Origin of the sequence: Streptomyces sp. NPDC059679 (assembly GCF_042734105.1) — a bacterium.
Taxonomy (GTDB): Bacteria; Actinomycetota; Actinomycetes; order Streptomycetales; family Streptomycetaceae; genus Streptomyces.
This window is the reverse complement of the sequence record NZ_JBHWES010000016.1, coordinates 76,382-91,519: the sequence shown is the minus strand read 5'-3', so window position 1 is coordinate 91,519 and position 15,138 is coordinate 76,382. Positions and strand designations below refer to the sequence as shown.

Annotated in this window: 18 protein-coding genes; 8 read left to right on the top strand and 10 right to left on the bottom strand. The window is 71.5% G+C overall.

Annotated elements, in window-relative coordinates; genetic code table 11:
* Nucleotides 1–87: 87 nt before the first annotated feature.
* Nucleotides 88–516: an alternative ribosome rescue aminoacyl-tRNA hydrolase ArfB gene (arfB, locus tag ACFV2X_RS19380; RefSeq protein WP_089508398.1), complete on the bottom strand. Its 429-nt coding sequence runs from the start codon at nt 514–516 to the stop codon at nt 88–90.
* Between the two features lie 204 nt (nt 517–720).
* Between arfB and ACFV2X_RS19375 the strand changes: the two genes are divergently transcribed.
* The gene (locus ACFV2X_RS19375; RefSeq protein ID WP_358630084.1) at nt 721–1,296 is read left to right on the top strand and encodes a TerD family protein; all 576 of its coding nucleotides are present in this window, start codon (nt 721–723) and stop codon (nt 1,294–1,296) included.
* A gap of 131 nt (nt 1,297–1,427) precedes the next feature.
* Here the strand turns inward: ACFV2X_RS19375 and ACFV2X_RS19370 are convergent, their stop codons facing one another.
* The 7 genes from ACFV2X_RS19370 to ACFV2X_RS19340 are packed head-to-tail and all read right to left on the bottom strand — an operon-like array spanning nt 1,428 to nt 5,695.
* Nucleotides 1,428–2,009 carry a Uma2 family endonuclease gene (locus tag ACFV2X_RS19370; protein WP_385617905.1) on the bottom strand — a complete coding sequence of 194 codons (582 nt, stop codon included), beginning with the start codon at nt 2,007–2,009 and terminating at the stop codon, nt 1,428–1,430.
* A gap of 50 nt (nt 2,010–2,059) precedes the next feature.
* Nucleotides 2,060–2,980, bottom strand: a complete 921-nt coding sequence (locus tag ACFV2X_RS19365) for a zinc ribbon domain-containing protein (RefSeq protein WP_385617750.1) — start codon at nt 2,978–2,980, stop codon at nt 2,060–2,062.
* Nucleotides 2,981–3,003: 23 nt separating this feature from the next.
* Nucleotides 3,004–3,177: a hypothetical protein gene (locus tag ACFV2X_RS19360; RefSeq protein ID WP_385617748.1), complete on the bottom strand. Its 174-nt coding sequence runs from the start codon at nt 3,175–3,177 to the stop codon at nt 3,004–3,006.
* Nucleotides 3,174–4,076 (bottom strand): hypothetical protein, encoded by a 903-nt coding sequence (locus tag ACFV2X_RS19355; RefSeq protein ID WP_385617746.1) that lies wholly within the window; start codon nt 4,074–4,076, stop codon nt 3,174–3,176. The genes ACFV2X_RS19360 and ACFV2X_RS19355 overlap by 4 nt, the downstream gene beginning before the upstream one ends.
* The gene (locus ACFV2X_RS19350; protein ID WP_385617744.1) at nt 3,989–4,567 is read right to left on the bottom strand and encodes a hypothetical protein; all 579 of its coding nucleotides are present in this window, start codon (nt 4,565–4,567) and stop codon (nt 3,989–3,991) included. The genes ACFV2X_RS19355 and ACFV2X_RS19350 overlap by 88 nt, the downstream gene beginning before the upstream one ends.
* Entirely contained in the window at nt 4,515–4,976 is a 462-nt protein-coding gene (locus ACFV2X_RS19345) for an SDR family NAD(P)-dependent oxidoreductase (RefSeq protein ID WP_385617742.1), read from the bottom strand. Before ACFV2X_RS19345 ends, ACFV2X_RS19350 begins: the two co-directional genes overlap by 53 nt.
* Nucleotides 4,973–5,695 carry an SDR family oxidoreductase gene (locus ACFV2X_RS19340; protein ID WP_385617740.1) on the bottom strand — a complete coding sequence of 241 codons (723 nt, stop codon included), beginning with the start codon at nt 5,693–5,695 and terminating at the stop codon, nt 4,973–4,975. Before ACFV2X_RS19340 ends, ACFV2X_RS19345 begins: the two co-directional genes overlap by 4 nt.
* A gap of 85 nt (nt 5,696–5,780) precedes the next feature.
* Here ACFV2X_RS19340 and ACFV2X_RS19335 point away from each other — a divergent pair, with 85 nt between their 5' ends.
* Entirely contained in the window at nt 5,781–6,422 is a 642-nt protein-coding gene (locus ACFV2X_RS19335) for a TetR/AcrR family transcriptional regulator (RefSeq protein ID WP_385617738.1), read from the top strand.
* A 162-nt stretch (nt 6,423–6,584) separates the two neighbouring features.
* On the opposite strand, the gene ACFV2X_RS19330 is transcribed toward ACFV2X_RS19335, so the two are convergent.
* Complete coding sequence (locus ACFV2X_RS19330) at nt 6,585–7,388, bottom strand: SDR family oxidoreductase (protein ID WP_385617736.1); 804 nt, start codon at nt 7,386–7,388, stop codon at nt 6,585–6,587.
* 150 nt (nt 7,389–7,538) lie between these two features.
* On the opposite strand from ACFV2X_RS19330, the gene ACFV2X_RS19325 reads away from it, so the two are divergent.
* From ACFV2X_RS19325 to ACFV2X_RS19305, 5 genes are all read left to right on the top strand, one after another.
* Nucleotides 7,539–8,453, top strand: coding sequence for a helix-turn-helix transcriptional regulator (locus ACFV2X_RS19325; protein WP_385617734.1), 915 nt, complete (start codon nt 7,539–7,541; stop codon nt 8,451–8,453).
* A 311-nt stretch (nt 8,454–8,764) separates the two neighbouring features.
* Complete coding sequence (locus ACFV2X_RS19320; RefSeq protein ID WP_385617732.1) at nt 8,765–10,378, top strand: M4 family metallopeptidase; 1,614 nt, start codon at nt 8,765–8,767, stop codon at nt 10,376–10,378.
* A gap of 109 nt (nt 10,379–10,487) precedes the next feature.
* A complete protein-coding gene (locus ACFV2X_RS19315; RefSeq protein ID WP_089508405.1) occupies nt 10,488–11,573 on the top strand; it encodes an S-(hydroxymethyl)mycothiol dehydrogenase in 1,086 nt (361 codons plus the stop codon).
* Nucleotides 11,573–12,211 carry an MBL fold metallo-hydrolase gene (locus ACFV2X_RS19310; protein ID WP_385617730.1) on the top strand — a complete coding sequence of 213 codons (639 nt, stop codon included), beginning with the start codon at nt 11,573–11,575 and terminating at the stop codon, nt 12,209–12,211. The genes ACFV2X_RS19315 and ACFV2X_RS19310 overlap by 1 nt, the downstream gene beginning before the upstream one ends.
* A 161-nt stretch (nt 12,212–12,372) precedes the next feature.
* Entirely contained in the window at nt 12,373–12,870 is a 498-nt protein-coding gene (locus tag ACFV2X_RS19305; RefSeq protein ID WP_385617728.1) for a hypothetical protein, read from the top strand.
* Between the two features lie 191 nt (nt 12,871–13,061).
* Here ACFV2X_RS19305 and ACFV2X_RS19300 read toward each other — a convergent pair whose 3' ends face one another.
* Nucleotides 13,062–13,757, bottom strand: coding sequence for a pentapeptide repeat-containing protein (locus tag ACFV2X_RS19300; RefSeq protein WP_385617725.1), 696 nt, complete (start codon nt 13,755–13,757; stop codon nt 13,062–13,064).
* Between the two features lie 164 nt (nt 13,758–13,921).
* Here ACFV2X_RS19300 and ACFV2X_RS19295 point away from each other — a divergent pair, with 164 nt between their 5' ends.
* Nucleotides 13,922–15,130, top strand: coding sequence for an FAD-dependent oxidoreductase (locus tag ACFV2X_RS19295; protein ID WP_385617723.1), 1,209 nt, complete (start codon nt 13,922–13,924; stop codon nt 15,128–15,130).
* Nucleotides 15,131–15,138: the final 8 nt, after the last annotated feature.

The window sequence follows — 15,138 nt, the reverse complement described above, 5'->3', positions numbered from 1 at the left end:
GTGATCACCCTGAGCGCCCCCTCGCGAATCCCCTAGGGAGCCGACCGCCACGCCCCCAAGGGGCGCCTGGAAGCCACAGGGATGTCGCTAGTGCCAGTCCCGCCCGGACCGCCCACGCTTGGTGTCGCCGCGCTGCTTCTTCTCCCGCAGCCGCCGCTCGTTGATACCGCGTGGGATACGGGTCGGACGGCGCGGCTTGGGCGGCGGTGCGGTCGCCTCGGCCAGCAGCGACGCGAGTCGGACCGCCGCCGTCTCGCGGTTGCGCCACTGCGAGCGGTGCTCAGAGGCCCGTACGGTCACCACCCCACCGACCAGCCGCCCCGCCAGCCGCTCCAGCGCGCGCTGCTTCCACACCGCCGGCAGCGCCTCGGTCGCGGCCAGGTCGAAGCGCAGCTCGACCTGGCTGTCGCTGGTGTTGACGTGCTGCCCACCCGGCCCGGACGACCTCGAGAAACGCCACATGAGCTCGGCCTCCGGCAGGGAGACCGAGCCACGGATGACATAGGGCCCGGACATGCCCCCATGATCCCGCGCCACCGCGGGACCGTCACCTGCTTTTGTGCGCGCCAGGACGGGGGCGAACCGCCAGGCGCTAAGGATTGGCAAAGAAGGTAAAGGAACCTGGAACCGGTGGGCGGCCGACGGCGTTGTGGAGGGTGACGGTAGCTTCGTCCGGAGTACGAAGCCCTGAGGACTCGACCACCACGAAAGGGACTCCCCATGGCTGTAAGCCTGTCCAAGGGCGGCAACGTCTCGCTCACCAAGGAGGCACCGGGCCTGACCGCCGTCACGGTCGGCCTCGGCTGGGACGTCCGCACCACCACCGGTACCGACTTCGACCTCGACGCGAGCGCCATCGCCGTGAACCCGAGCGGCAAGGTCTACTCGGACCAGCACTTCGTCTTCTTCAACAACAAGTCCACCCCGGACCAGTCCATCGTCCACACCGGTGACAACGTCACCGGCCAGGGCGAGGGCGACGACGAGCAGATCAACGTCAACCTCGCGGCCCTGCCCGCCGACGTCGAGAAGATCGTCTTCCCGGTCTCCATCTACGACGCGGAGTCCCGCAGCCAGAACTTCGGCCAGGTGCGGAACGCCTTCATCCGCATCATCAACCAGGCCGGCGGCGCCGAGATCGCCCGCTACGACCTCAGCGAGGACGCGGCCACCGAGACCGCCATGGTCTTCGGCGAGCTCTACCGCAACGGCGCGGAGTGGAAGTTCCGCGCCGTCGGCCAGGGCTACGCCGCGGGCCTGTCGGGCATCGCCAAGGACTTCGGCGTCAACGTCTGACGGACGTAAAGCACAAACACTGAGGGCCGCCCGGTCGAAGGGGCGGCCCTTGGCCGTTTCAGGGGTCAGCTGGTGAGGATGCCGTCACCGTTCCGGAGCAGGCGTGCCACGCGGCACGCGGCCCCCGTGGATCAGAACTCGCCCGTATCCAGCTCGAATTCGAAGGGATACGGCAGGGCAACCGTCTTGCCGATCTCCACCTCGGTCCGCCGCGCGTAACGCTGCCCGGAGGGCTCGGTGTGCACGACCACGTGGCCTCGTTCCCTGTCGATCAGGAGGTAACAGGGGATGCCCGCCTGGGCGTACCCACGAAGCTTCGGCCCTCGGTCGTTCTCGGCCGTCGAGCCCGAGGTGACCTCGCCGACGAGCAGAACCGCAGCCCGGTCGTGGTACTCAAGCGCATCGCTGAAGCTGCCCTTGGGGGCGACCACGAGATCGGGGACCACCTTCCCGGTGGGTGAGGTGCCGGGGACAAGAAGCCCGAGCCCGGTGTAACAGCTCAGGCCCTTCCGGTGGTCGCGCACCTGCCCTGTTAATGCGGACACGATCTCTACGTGCCCGCCGTTGGCGGGCGGTGCCACGTGGATGCGCCCCTCGACCAGTTCCACGCGCCACCCCTCAGGGGCTGCCGCGCTCAACGCCACGAAGGCGTCCTCGACCGATGAGACGGTGTTCCCGTCGGTGTCCGTGTGCGGTGCGAGCTCGGAAGCCATCAGCGCCACGTGGACCTCCTCCTTCGTACGGAGCGACACTCTCAGCGTCTCTAATCGGCTTGGGTTTCCTGGGTGATCCCGGGTGTTCGGGACCGCTTGGGAGGGTGACTCGGCCATGGTTGTCCCCGGGTGGGGGTGGTGTGGGCGTGGTGGTGGAAGCCTGCCCCGAGTCTGGCCCCGTCCGGCTGGTGCCGTGTGGGGGTGCCGATCGTGTTCGGTCCCTGCTGCCCTCGACACCGCCGGCTGCGGTGGGTCGGGTGCGTGGGGGTCCGCCCCGCCGGACGCTTGCCACCCGGTCGCGCCCTGGTTGGGGTGCGGTTCTCGGGTGGGGCGGGGACCCTGCGCCGCTTCCCGGGCGCAGGGCGTTTTGCTGTGGGGCCGCTCTTGGTGCGGTCCCGGGTCTGGTGCTGGACCGTGCTGGTGCGGTCCAGGGCGTCGACCACGCTGCGGATGACGAAGGTTCCGGCAGTGCGGTCGAGGCTGGTCTTGTGCTGGTGGGTCAGGCCGCGGGCGCCGATGCGTTGCCAGGCGGCGTTGTCCCGGCCGGTGCTGTAGCCGCACGTCGTGTTCGGGCAGGTGGCCCAGGCCCAGCCCGTCGCCGGGTTGTTGGGGGCTTTGTGGTGGCGGAAGGCGGTCAGGCACCGGGGGCAGTACTTCGACGTGCCCCGGGGCGGCACGATGACCACCGCGATGCCGTGGGCGGCGGCCCGGTGGCGCAGGTGGATGACGATGGCGCCGCGCACGGTCTGGGACAGCCGCGTGTTCAGCGTGCGGCCCTTGCCGCGCGCCTCCATGTCCCGTAGGTCTTCGAGATAGATGACCCGGGCTCCGGCGGCGATCGCGTGGTCGGTCATGAAGCGGGCGGCAGCCTTGGCGAGCGCCGCGTTCAGCCGGGCACGCCGCCTTGCGACGCGGTCCCGCTCGGCCTGAAGGACGGCGAGTTTCGCCACCAGCCAGGGGTTCGGGCGCATCCCGCGCTCCTGGCGGGAGGCGATCAGGGGCGCAGCTGGTCGATGCGGGCGCTGATGCGCTCCGCGTGGATGCGGAGCCGGTCGGCCTTGGCGAGCACCCCTCCCGCACGGAAGTACACCGGCTGTGCGTCGGTCAGCACACGGGGCTGGGCCTCGTGGGTGAGGTGGAGGGTGCCGCCGGTGAACAAGGTGTTCAAGCCCCAGTCGAAGGCGACTGCGGTCGGTGGCCGACGCGCTCCGGCTTCGGGGCGGCGACCGCGTAGGGCACGTCGAGAAGAAGCCGACCCTGGCGGATGCGCAGGGTGGGTGCGCACAGCACCGCTGTGGCGGGCACATGCGGCGGCAGCCGGAAGCGGACCCGTACCGGATGCCAGTCACCACGGCAGGCGGGCGCGGACCGGGTCGGCAGCCGCACCGTCAGCACTCCGTAGTGGAACGGGTCTTCGGGGCAGCGTTCGAGGGTGGCGAGCTGTTTGTCGACCGCCGCCAGCACCACCTGCCCGCCCGCGCCCGGTGCCTGCTCGCACTCCGTCAAACCCGTCGGCAGGCGCCGGTGGCGGGCCTGGAAGGCGGCGATCTGCCGGGTCCGGGCCAGCAGCACACCACTCGCCACCACCGGGCCGTCGGGCAACATGGCGCGCAGCGCCTCCCACTCCGCTTCGGTGCGCCGTGCAGGATCGGCAGGCCAGGTCGCCAGGAGGGCGGTGGTGATCTCGGCGCGCCACCAGGCCGAACGCAGCACCCGCCCCGCCTGCTCCTGCGCGATCCGGACCACCCGGTCCGGAACATACACCCCCTCCGCTACGGTCACCGCCCAGCCCAGCCGCCGCAGTGCCATCCACCCCTGGGACGGCAGCGACGCGCCCGACCGGTCGACGCCGCAGGCAAGCTGAGCCAGGTCGGGGCCGTTCCAGTGCTCCTGGACCACGCCCGCCGCCAGAGACCCGACCAGAGCGCTCAGCCACCCGGCCCGCTCCACCAAAGCCGCCTCACCGAGCTGTTCCCCGGTCACCGCATCCACGCCCCGCAGCGCGCGGGCGCAGGCCGCCGCGACCTGCTGCTCCTCCCCCTCACCCACCACAACCCTGCGCCGCACCCCACCCCCCTCACACGCCTTGCCCTGCTTCCGGGCCTGACGATCACATCAACGACCGAACCCCCGTACGGGTTACGCACTTCTGTCCACTCCACCCGCGAAACCCAGGAAGACCAAGTCAACCGTCGACTGTTAGGCACCCTAAGCCGCGTCTGCGCGTCGTACGCCTGGGCATCCGCGCGGGATTCCTCCGTGCCGTTGAAGTAACGGCCGGACGGGACGCCGCGCGCGGGTGCGCCGAGAAGGTGAAGGACCGCTTCCACGCCCTCCTCGACCGTGCTCCACGGCGCGACGCCGGCCTCGCGGACCATGGCCGTGGCCATGTACGTCGCGGGGTGCAGGGCGCCGACGAAGACGGCGGCGGGGTCGAGTTCATCGGCCAGGTCGAAGGTGAACATGATCTGGGCGAGCTTGCTCTGGGCGTACGCGCGCGAACGGTCATAGCCGCGCTCCAGCATGACGTCGGTGAAGTCGAGCGCCTGCTGGCCCACCGAGGCGACATTGATGACGCGGGCCGGGCCTGAACGCGGACGCGGACCCGGAAGCAGCCCCAGCCTTGGACCTGGCCCCGGGCTCAGAGCCAGCTCCAGGGCCGGACCCGGACCCGGAGCCGGAACCGGACCCAAAGCCTGAGCCGGAATCCGCACCAGAGCCAGAACCCGAGCGGGAGCCAGAGCTGACCCCAGAGCCGGGCCCGGAGTCAGAGCTAGAACCCGCCCCGGCCCCGGCCGCCGCCTCCCGGATGCGCTCGCACACCTCCTCCGCCCGCCCCGCGTCCCGTCCGTGGATCAGCACTCGCGCGCCCTCGGCGGCGAGCCGTACGGCCAGCTCGCGCCCGAGCCCATCCGTCGAGCCGGTGATCAGTACGGTCCGGCCCGCGACCGCGGGACGGACCGTCACAGCGCTGCTGCGTTGAGCCGCAGGCCGCCGTCGACCGACAGCACCGTGCCCGTGGTGTAGCTGTTGCCGATCAGATAGCCGATGGCGTCGGCGATGTCCTCCGCCGCGCCCACGCGCCCGGCCGGGGTGACCTTGGCGTAGCTGTCGAAGGCCTGCTGCCGCGCCTCGGCGGGCATCCAGTCCCACCACGGGGTGGCGATAACCCCCGGGGACACGGCGTTGACCCGGACCGGCGCGAGCTCTACGGCCAGCACCGGAACCATCGCCTCGACGGCGGCGTTGACCGCCGCCAGCCCCGCCGTACCAGGTAGCGATGAGCCAGACGACCCCGCAGTGATGAAGGTCAGCGAGCCTTCGGGGGCGAGCACATCGAGCGCCGCCCGCGCGGCGACCGTCTGGGCGACGAGCTTGCCCTCGACCGCGGTGCGCAGCGCGTCGAGCGTCAGGTCCCTGAAGGGGCCACCCGCCGAGGCGCCGGTAGCCGTGATCACGACATGGTCGACCCTCCCGAGGCCGGCGAAGAAGGCGCGCATCGCCGTCTCGTCGCACGCGTCGACGGACTGGCCGGTGGCGGCCCCGCCCAACTTCTCCAGGGCGGCAGCCAGGCGGTCCGCGTCCCGCCCGGTGATCACGACCTCGCGGCCCGCGGCCAACTGCCGCTCGGCCGCGGCCAGCCCGATGCCTGATGTGCCGCCGATGATCACGATTCGTTCTGTCATTGCCTACTGCTCCTCAAGGCCATTTACGAGGCATGGTGACTCGTTAAATTTAATTCGAGGCACAGTGTCTTGTAAAGTGGGTTCCATGACAGGCACAGGCACAGGCACCCCGGCGCGCGGCAGACCGCGCAGTGAGCAGGCGCGGCGGGCCGTCCTGGCCGCGGCGCTGGAGCTGTGCCAGCGCGACGGCTTCCAGCCGCTGACCATCAAGGGCATCGCCGAGGCCGCCGGGGTCGGGCGGCAGACGGTCTACCGCTGGTGGCCGACGAAGGAGGCCGTACTGCTGGAGGCGTTGCGCGATCTGACGGAGCGCGAGGCCCCGACGCTCCTGCCGGACACCGGCGATCCGCTGCGCGATCTGGAGACGTTTCTCGTCGGCGCGTACAACATGACCGCGCGGCTGACCGGCCAGGCCGTCGCCGGTCTGATGGCCGAGGCCCAGCGCGACCCCGCACTCGCCGACCGGCTGCAGGCCGGTCTGCTCGCGGAGCGCCGCCGGGCGCTGCGCGAGGTGCTGGAGGGGGCGGTACGGCAGGGGAAGCTGAGCGAACACGCGGCCTCGCTCGACCTCGCGGTCGACCTCGCCTTCGGAGTGATGTGGTACCGGCTGATGAGCCGACACGCACCCGTGAACGCCGAGCTGGCCCACGAGGTGTCGGCCGCGCTACGCCGACTGCTCGCCCCGCCGGGCGGGGATACGGCGCCGGGCGGGGGCGACGCCGGGTAGCGCACCCGGCGGCGAAGGCCGACGCGGGGTAGCCCTCGCCGGGCGAAACCGGCGCCGGTACAGCCCCGCTGAGCAGCGCGAGGCCAGCGCCACGGGGCCGCGGGGCGGCGGGGCCACCGGACCGCCGGGCCACCGGACTGCAGGGCACCGAGCCACCGGGTGTCACGCCTGGCGCGTGGGCAGCACGATCACCTGGCGCAGGTTCACATGGGCCGGGCGGCTGGTGACGTATGCGATCAGGTCGGCGATGTCCTCGGAGGAGAGCCCCCCGAGGGCGGCGAACATGTCGTCCAGCTGGCTGGTCGCCGTCGCGTTGTCGACGTGGCTGCCGAGTTCGCTCTCGGTCAGCCCCGGCTCGATGTTGGTGACGCGCACATTCCGCGGGCCGAATTCGGTGCGCAGCGACGCCGACAGCTGGGTGAGCGCGGCCTTCGTCGCCGAGTACACCGCATAGGTGGGGAACGGCACATGTGCCCCGATGGAGGAGATGTTGACGAGGTCGGCGGGCCTGCCGTCCGCCGCCGCGGCGAGCAGGTCCTGAGTGAAGGCGCCCACGACGCGCAGCGCTCCGGTGAGGTTGGTGTCCACCATGCGGGTCCACTCGTCGGTCCGGCCGGCGTCGATCGGGTTCGGCAGCATCACCCCGGCGCCGTTGACCACCAGGTCCACCGGGCCGAAGGCGTCGTGGACCCGGGCGGCACCGGCGGCGACCGAGGACTCGTCGGTCACGTCGACCGGGACCGCGAGGGCCTGTCCGCCCTCGGCGGCGATTTTCCCCGCCAGCTCCTCCAACCGGTCGGCGCGCCGCGCCCACAGCGCCACCCGGGCGCCCCGGGCGGCGAGCAGCCGGGCGGTCGCCGCGCCCATACCACTGGCGGCCCCGGTGATGACGGCGGTGCGCCCGGCGAGGTCGCCGGTGTTCGCAGCGAGGGTGGCGGTGTTCGCGGCGACGTCTGCGTGGTTCATCTTGTGTGCTCCTGAGGTGTCGTGCAGTGGTGTCGTGCCTCCCGGCACGTCCTCAAGGCTGCGGTCGCCGCGCCGCCTTACCCAGGGTGCTGCTTTTCCTGGGTCTGCCAGTACCAGGTTGGCGGCGGAGGGCTCACCTACCCTCAAGACATGCACGACGACGCTCTCGGTGACTTCCTGCGCTCACGGCGCGCCCGTATACGCCCCGAAGAGGTGGGGCTGATCTCCCATGGGCGCCGCCGGGTGCCGGGGTTGCGCCGGGAGGAGGTGGCCCAGCTGGCCGGGGTCAGCGTGGACTACTACGTCCGGCTGGAGCAGGGCCGCGGCTCGAACGTGTCCGACGCCGTGCTCGACGCGGTCGCTCGGGTGCTGCGGCTGACCGAGGCCGAGCACAGCCATCTGCGGGATCTGGCCAGACCCAAGCAGAGCCGGGGCCGGAGCCGCGGGGCGGCGCGGGAGGGCGGCGGGCGGGCGCTGCGTACGGGGGTGCGCACCCTGATGGACACCATGACGGGCACGCCCGCGTTCGTCCTCGGGCGGCGGATGGACGTCCTGGCGTGGAACGCCCTCGCGGACGCGGTGTCGGGCTTCTCCGCGATGGCCGAGGGAGAGCGCAACGCCGCCCGGCACACCTTTCTGGACCCGACGGCCCGCGAGTTCTACCCCGACTGGGCCACGGTGGCCGCGGAGACCGTGGCCTATCTGCGTCTGGACGCGGGACGGCACCCGGACGACCCGCTGATGGCATCGCTGATCGGTGAACTGGCCATGAAGAACGAGACATTCCGCCGGCTCTGGGCCGATCACCCCGTCAAGGAGAAGACCCACGGAGTCAAGCGCATGCGCCATCCGGTCGTGGGCGATCTGGAGCTGGGATACGAAACGCTGACGCTGCCTGGCGATCCGGACCAGCTCCTGGTCGCATATACGGCGGTGCCGGGCTCGGCCGCCGCGGAGAAGCTTGCGGTGCTCGCGAGCTGGGCGGCGAGCCAGGGCGGGGCCGATTCGGCGGCCGAGGGCGGCCGTGCGAAAGGTGACAAGCCCTCATCTTCCAGGCGTCATTGAGTGGCGAAAACCTGACCTGAATCGCCCCTGAAGAGACAACGCCAAGTCAAATTCTTGTTTCAGACCTGTCCGAACAGATCGTTCGATGACAATCTCTGCTCGGTCACCGCGCATGTCAGATGCACGTCAGATGACTCCAGATGACGTCATCGGCGTCAGATGACCGCGCGTCAGGTGCCGGCACCACCGAAGCAAGCGCGACACACGCATCACTCACGCACCACTCCTCGCACCACCGGGCAGCCCACCCATGGCCGCCCGCACCCCCTACACAGGGCCGCGACCCCGCGGCCCCAAGGCAAGGAGACCGAGTGAGATCCATCGCTTCCGCCACCCGTAAGAAGTCTGTCCGCGCCGCGGCCCTCGTCGCCTCCGCCGCGATGGTCGTGATCGGCGTGCAGACCGGCCCGGCCAGCGCCCAGGCCGAGTCCAGCCGTGAAGCCGGCGCGACGGCGCTGCCGCTCTCCGCTCAGGAGCGTGCGTCCGCGATCAAGGCCGCGCAGGCCGACGCCTCCGCCCAGGCCGAGTTCCTCGGGCTCGGGGCCCAGGAGAAGCTTCTGGTGCGGGACGTCATCAAGGACGCGGACGGCACCGTTCACACCCGTTACGAGCGTACGTACGCCGGGCTGCCGGTCCTCGGCGGCGACCTGGTCGTCCACGAGAAGGCCAGCGGTGCGCGCACCGTGACCAAGGCGACCTCGGCCACGATCTCCGTACCGAGCATCTCCGCCGAGGTCTCGTCCGCCGACGCCAAGAGCACCGCCCTCAAGGCGGCCACCACCGACGACAAGGCCGGCAAGTCGCCGCGGAAGGTCATCTGGGCGGCGTCCGGGAAGCCGGTGCTGGCCTGGGAGACCGTCGTCACGGGCATGCAGAAGGACGGCACCCCGAGCGAGCTGCACGTCATCACCGACGCGGCCACCGGCAAGAAGCTGTTCGCCGACGAGGCCGTCGAGACCGGCAGCGGCACCAGCAAGTACAGCGGCACGGTCACGCTCGGCACCACCAAGAGCGGCAGCACCTACAGCCTCACCGACAGCACGCGCGGCAACCACAAGACATACGACCTGAACCAGGGCACGTCGGGCACCGGCACCCTGTTCACCGACGCCGACGACGTGTGGGGCGGCGGCCGCCAGACCGCCGGTGTGGACGCGCACTACGGCGCCGCGGAGACCTGGGACTTCTACAAGAACGTGCTGGGCCGCAACGGCATCAAGAACGACGGTGTCGGCTCGTACTCCCGGACCCACTACGGCAACAGCTACGTCAACGCCTTCTGGCAGGACTCCTGCTTCTGCATGACCTACGGCGACGGCTCGGGCAACAACAACGCGCTCACCTCGATCGACGTGGCCGGCCACGAGATGAGCCACGGCGTGACCGCGGCCACCGCCAAGCTCAACTACAGCGGCGAGTCCGGCGGCCTCAACGAGGCCACGTCCGACATCATGGCCACCGCCGTGGAGTTCTACGCGTCCAACTCCGCCGACGTCGGTGACTACCTCATCGGCGAGAAGATCAACATCAACGGCGACGGCACCCCGCTGCGCTACATGGACAAGCCCAGCAAGGACGGGGCGTCCCGGGACTACTGGTCCTCGACGCTCGGCAACATCGACGTCCACTACTCCTCCGGGCCCGCCAACCACTTCATCTACCTGCTGTCCGAGGGCAGCGGTGCGAAGACCATCAACGGCGTGAGCTACAACAGCCCGACGTACGACGGCTCCACGGTCACCGGTATCGGCCGGGACAAGGCCATCAAGATCTGGTACAAGGCCCTGACCACGTACCTGACCTCCACCTCCAAGTACGCGCAGGCCCGCACCGCCACGCTCAGCGCGGCGACCGACCTGTACGGGGCGAGCAGCGCCGAGTACAAGGCCGTCGCGGCCGCCTGGACCGCGATCAACGTGAAGTGATCACGAAGTAGGCGCGACGGGCCGCACCGCAATCCGGTGCGGCCCGTTCCCGCCCCCACCGCCGCTGTCCCTGCTGTCCCCACCGCTGATCGGCACATACGCTGCTGCCATGACTCAACACGTACGCGGTGTCATCGCCCCGGGCAAAGGCGAGCAGGTCAGGATCGAGACGATCGTGGTGCCGGACCCCGGGCCCGGCGAGGCGGTGGTGCAGGTGCGGGCGTGCGGTGTGTGCCACACCGACCTGCACTACCGGGAGGGCGGCATCAACGACGAGTTCCCCTTCCTGCTCGGCCATGAGGCGGCCGGTGTCGTGGAGTCCGTCGGGGAGGGCGTCACCGAGGTGGCCCCCGGCGACTTCGTGATCCTCAATTGGCGTGCCGTATGCGGCCAGTGCCGGGCCTGTCTGCGCGGCCGCCCCTGGTACTGCTTCAACACCCACAACGCGCGCCAGAAGATGACCCTCACCGACGGCACCGAGCTGTCCCCGGCCCTGGGCATCGGCGCCTTCGCCGAGAAGACCCTGGTGGCGGCCGGGCAGTGCACCAAGGTCGACCCGGCCGCATCGCCCGCGGCGGCGGGCCTGCTGGGCTGCGGCGTGATGGCCGGCCTCGGCGCGGCGATCAACACCGGCGCGGTGGGGCGCGGCGACTCGGTCGCCGTCATCGGCTGCGGCGGCGTCGGCGGCGCGGCGATCGCCGGGTCCCGGCTGGCCGGAGCCTCGAAGATCATCGCGGTGGACGTGGACGACCGGAAGCTGGAGATGGCGCGCACCCTGGGCGCCACCCACACCGTCAACGGCAAGACCGCCGACACCGTCGAGGCCATCCAGGAGCTGACCGGCGGCCATGGCGCCGATGTCGTGATCGACGCGGTCGGCCGGCCCGAGACCTACCGCCAGGCCTTCTACGCCCGTGACCTGGCCGGCACCGTGGTGCTGGTCGGCGTGCCCACCCCGGAGATGAAGCTGGAGCTGCCGCTCCTGGACGTCTTCGGACGCGGCGGCGCGCTCAAGTCCTCCTGGTACGGGGACTGCCTGCCCTCCCGCGACTTCCCGATGCTGATCGACCTGTATCTGCAGGGGCGGCTCGACCTGGACGCGTTCGTCAGCGAGACGATCGGTCTTGACGATGTCGAGGAGGCGTTCGCGAAGATGCACCGCGGCGAGGTGCTGCGCTCGGTGGTGACGCTCTGATGACTCCCCCGCCCGTGCGCATCGACCGGCTGGTCACCTCCGGCACCTTCTCCCTGGACGGCGGCACCTGGGAGGTGGACAACAACGTCTGGCTGATCGGCGACGACAACGAGGTGTACGTCATCGACGCCGCCCATGACGCGGACGCGATCATCGAGGCGGTCGGCGGCCGGCGGCTGCTCGGCATCCTGTGCACCCACGGCCACGACGACCACATCGACGCGGCCCCGGAGGTCGCCGACCGCACCGGCGCGCCGATCCTGCTGCACCCGGACGACGAGGTGCTGTGGCGCATGCGGCACCCGGACCGCAAGCCGGACGGGGCGCTGGCTGACGGCGATGTGCTCACCGTCGGCGGCACCGAGCTGCGGGTGCTGCACACCCCCGGCCACTCCCCGGGCGCGGTCTGTCTCCATGCCCCCACGCTGACCACGGTCTTCTCCGGGGACACGCTCTTCCAGGGCGGCCCCGGGGCGACCGGCCGCTCGTACTCGTCCTTCCCGACGATCATCGAGTCCATCCGGAAGCGGCTGCTGTCGCTGCCGACGGAGACCGTCGTACGCACCGGCCACGGCGACCCGACCACCATCGGCGACGAGGCCCCGCATCTGGAGGAGTGGATCGCCCGCGGCCACTGAGGGCGTCCCGGGCCGGCCGGCATGGGGCCCGTCGGCCCGCATCGCCCTCGCCGGTCCGCATCGGGCCGCACCGTACGCGCCGGTCCGCATCAGCCCGTGCCGTCCCGCCCGGCGGAACCGCGCGGGCCGGCGGGCGGGACCGCCGTGACACCATCGACCGTGTGATCGACCTCGGCTACTCCCTCTCCCGCCGCTTCCCCGACCCCCCGCAGACGGACTACCGCAGCGCGGATGTGCACACCCTGCGCCACGACCTGTTCTGCGGCGATGTCTACCTCGCCGATACGGAAGCGGACCGCGAACTGTCCACAGCCTGGGGATGGGTGCCCGTGCTCGACTTCGCCTGGGCGCTGTGCGACATCGTGGAACGGCTCGACCGCGATCCGCTCGGCAGCCGCTCCGCGCGCCCCGTCCACGCCGAGCTGGACTTCACCGAGTCGACCGACCGGCTGCTCTTCGAACGGCGCTTCGGCTGGGTGGACATCACGGCCGACTGGGTGGAGGCCGAGGACGCGCCGCTCACCTTCAACCACACCGCGCTGCGCCGGGAGGCCCGCGACTTTCTGCACGATCTGATCGCGGACCTCACCGATATGCACGAGGGGCTGGCCGACAACCCGGCGGTGTGGGAGCTACAGGCCCGTTACCCCCGCGTCTGATCTCAGTGCCCCATCAGCCAAGGTTTGCCCCGCTCGCCGCCCTGGCACGGCCATCTGCTGCGTTACCGAATCAGCCGAGTAGGCCCGCCCCCAGCCTTCGGCCGGGAGGTGCCCCCGGAGGCCGATCCGGCGCCTTGCAGCTGACCGCACCAGGACGCCTCGCTACCGGACAAACCTTGACTGACGCGGCACTAAGTCCTGACCGCCTCCTCCACCCGGATGCCCAGCCGGGCCGCGAGCGCCGGAGCCAGGTCGAGCAGCTGCGGCGGGCTGATCACCGCGCCCGCCAGATGCTCCGTACCCCGCGCGATGTCCAGCTCCGTGACCGCGCGCAGATCGACGTCCGTCATCCGCGCCTGGGTGAAGTCCGCCCCGCGCAGCGCACAGTCCACGAACTCGACCCGCTCCAGCACCGCCCCGCCGAAGTCCGCCTCCGCCAGCACACACCCTTCGAAGACGACGTCCGTCAGCCGTGCCGTCCGCAGATTCAGATAGTCGATCTTCCCGCCGCGGACCAGCACCCGCTCCAGCACCGCCCCGTGCAGCTGGACCCCGCCCAGCCGGGCGTCCACCAGCTCCACATCCCGCAGCCGCGCCTCCGAGACATCGGCGCCCACGCCCCGCACGCCCTCCAGCACACAGTCGAGGAACCTGGCCCGGGACAGCCGGGCCTCGTCGAATCCGCAGCGGCGGATCCCGCAGTCCAGGAAGCGCGCGCCGCCCGCCCGCTGTCCGGCGAAGTCCAGGTCGGCGAAGTCCAGCCCGTCGTAGTCCCCCTCCGGTTCCAGCTCCCCGCCCTCGTAAGGCCGCAGCTCGGGCAGTACCACCTCGGGCCGCCGCGCCGCCCGCACCACGCCCGCCGCCCCGCTCCTGCCGCGCCCCGCCATGCCTGCTCCGTCCCGTCGCTCACCTGTCGTGCCCTGCCATGGCCCGCCCTCCATCGTGAACGACGCCACTGACAACGGCCCGATGTCACGTCTCGCCGCGCCGCCTCGTCGTACCCGTGAAACGCGATCCGACCTGGGTCGCAGTACGGGAAGGAGTGCTGCCCATGCGCCGTATCACCGTCGTCGGCGGCGGTCTGGCCGGCCTCACCGCGGCCATCGCCGCCGCCGAGGCAGGAGCCGTGGTGACCCTGCACGAGGCCCATCACTCACTCGGCGGCCGCGCCCGCACCGCCCCCGCGCCGTACCGCGCGGGCGAAGGCCCGCACGCCTTCTACGCGGGCGGGCCGCACTGGGCGTGGCTGAAGCAGCGTGGGCTGGCCGGCCCGCTTGCTCACCTCTCCCCCCTGGAGGCCGCCCGGCTGCGCTTCCACCGCGACGGGCGGCTGCGCCGCGTGCCGCCGGCCGCCATGATCAGGCTGCTGCGGGCCAAACGGGCGCCGGTCGACACCGACTTCACCACCTGGGCGACGGGCGTCGTCGGCGCGGCCGGAGCCCGCGCGGCCGCCAACTACGTCGGCGTCGCCACCTTCCACCACGCCCCCGGGGAGCTGTCGGCCGCCTTTGTCCAGGAGCGGTTCCGGCGTTCCGCCAAGGTGCCGCCGGAGGCCCGCTATGTGCGCGGCGGCTGGGGCGCGGTCGTCGAGCGGATGGCCGACCACGCCTGGAAGCTCGGTGTACGCCTCGAAACCGGCTCCCGCGTGGACACGCTGCCCACCGACCAGGGCCCGGTGATCGTCGCGACCGCGCTGCCCACCGCCCGCGCGCTGCTCGGCGACGCCTCACTCACCTGGGACAGCGGCCGTACGGTCCTGGTCGACCTGGCCGTACGCACCCGGCGCGGCGACGCGTTCGCCGTCTCCGACCTCGACTCCCCCGGCTGGGTCGAACGCTTCACGGCCCAGGACCCCTCGCTGGCCCCGCCCGGCGAGCAGCTGCTCCAGGGCCAGGTGCCCATCGGCCCGGACGAGACCAGGGCCGACGGCCTCGCCCGCGCCGAACACCTGCTGGACCTGGGCTTTCCGGGCTGGCGCGAGCGTACGGTCTTCCGCCGGGTGGCCCTGGCGACCGGGCGTACGGGGGCGGTGGACGCGCCCGGCACCTCCTGGCGGGACCGGCCGGCGATCCACCGGGGCGACGGGGTGTATCTGGCGGGTGACCAGGTGGCGGCGCCGGGGGTGCTCTGCGAGGTGTCGTTCAACAGCGCGCTCACCGCGGTCACGCTCGCGCTCGGTGGGCGGGTCGGGGACGGCTCCTCGGTGACCGCCATCACGTCCGGGCATGGCTCAACGCCCCTTGACCTGAACTTTGGTTGAGGTTGGAG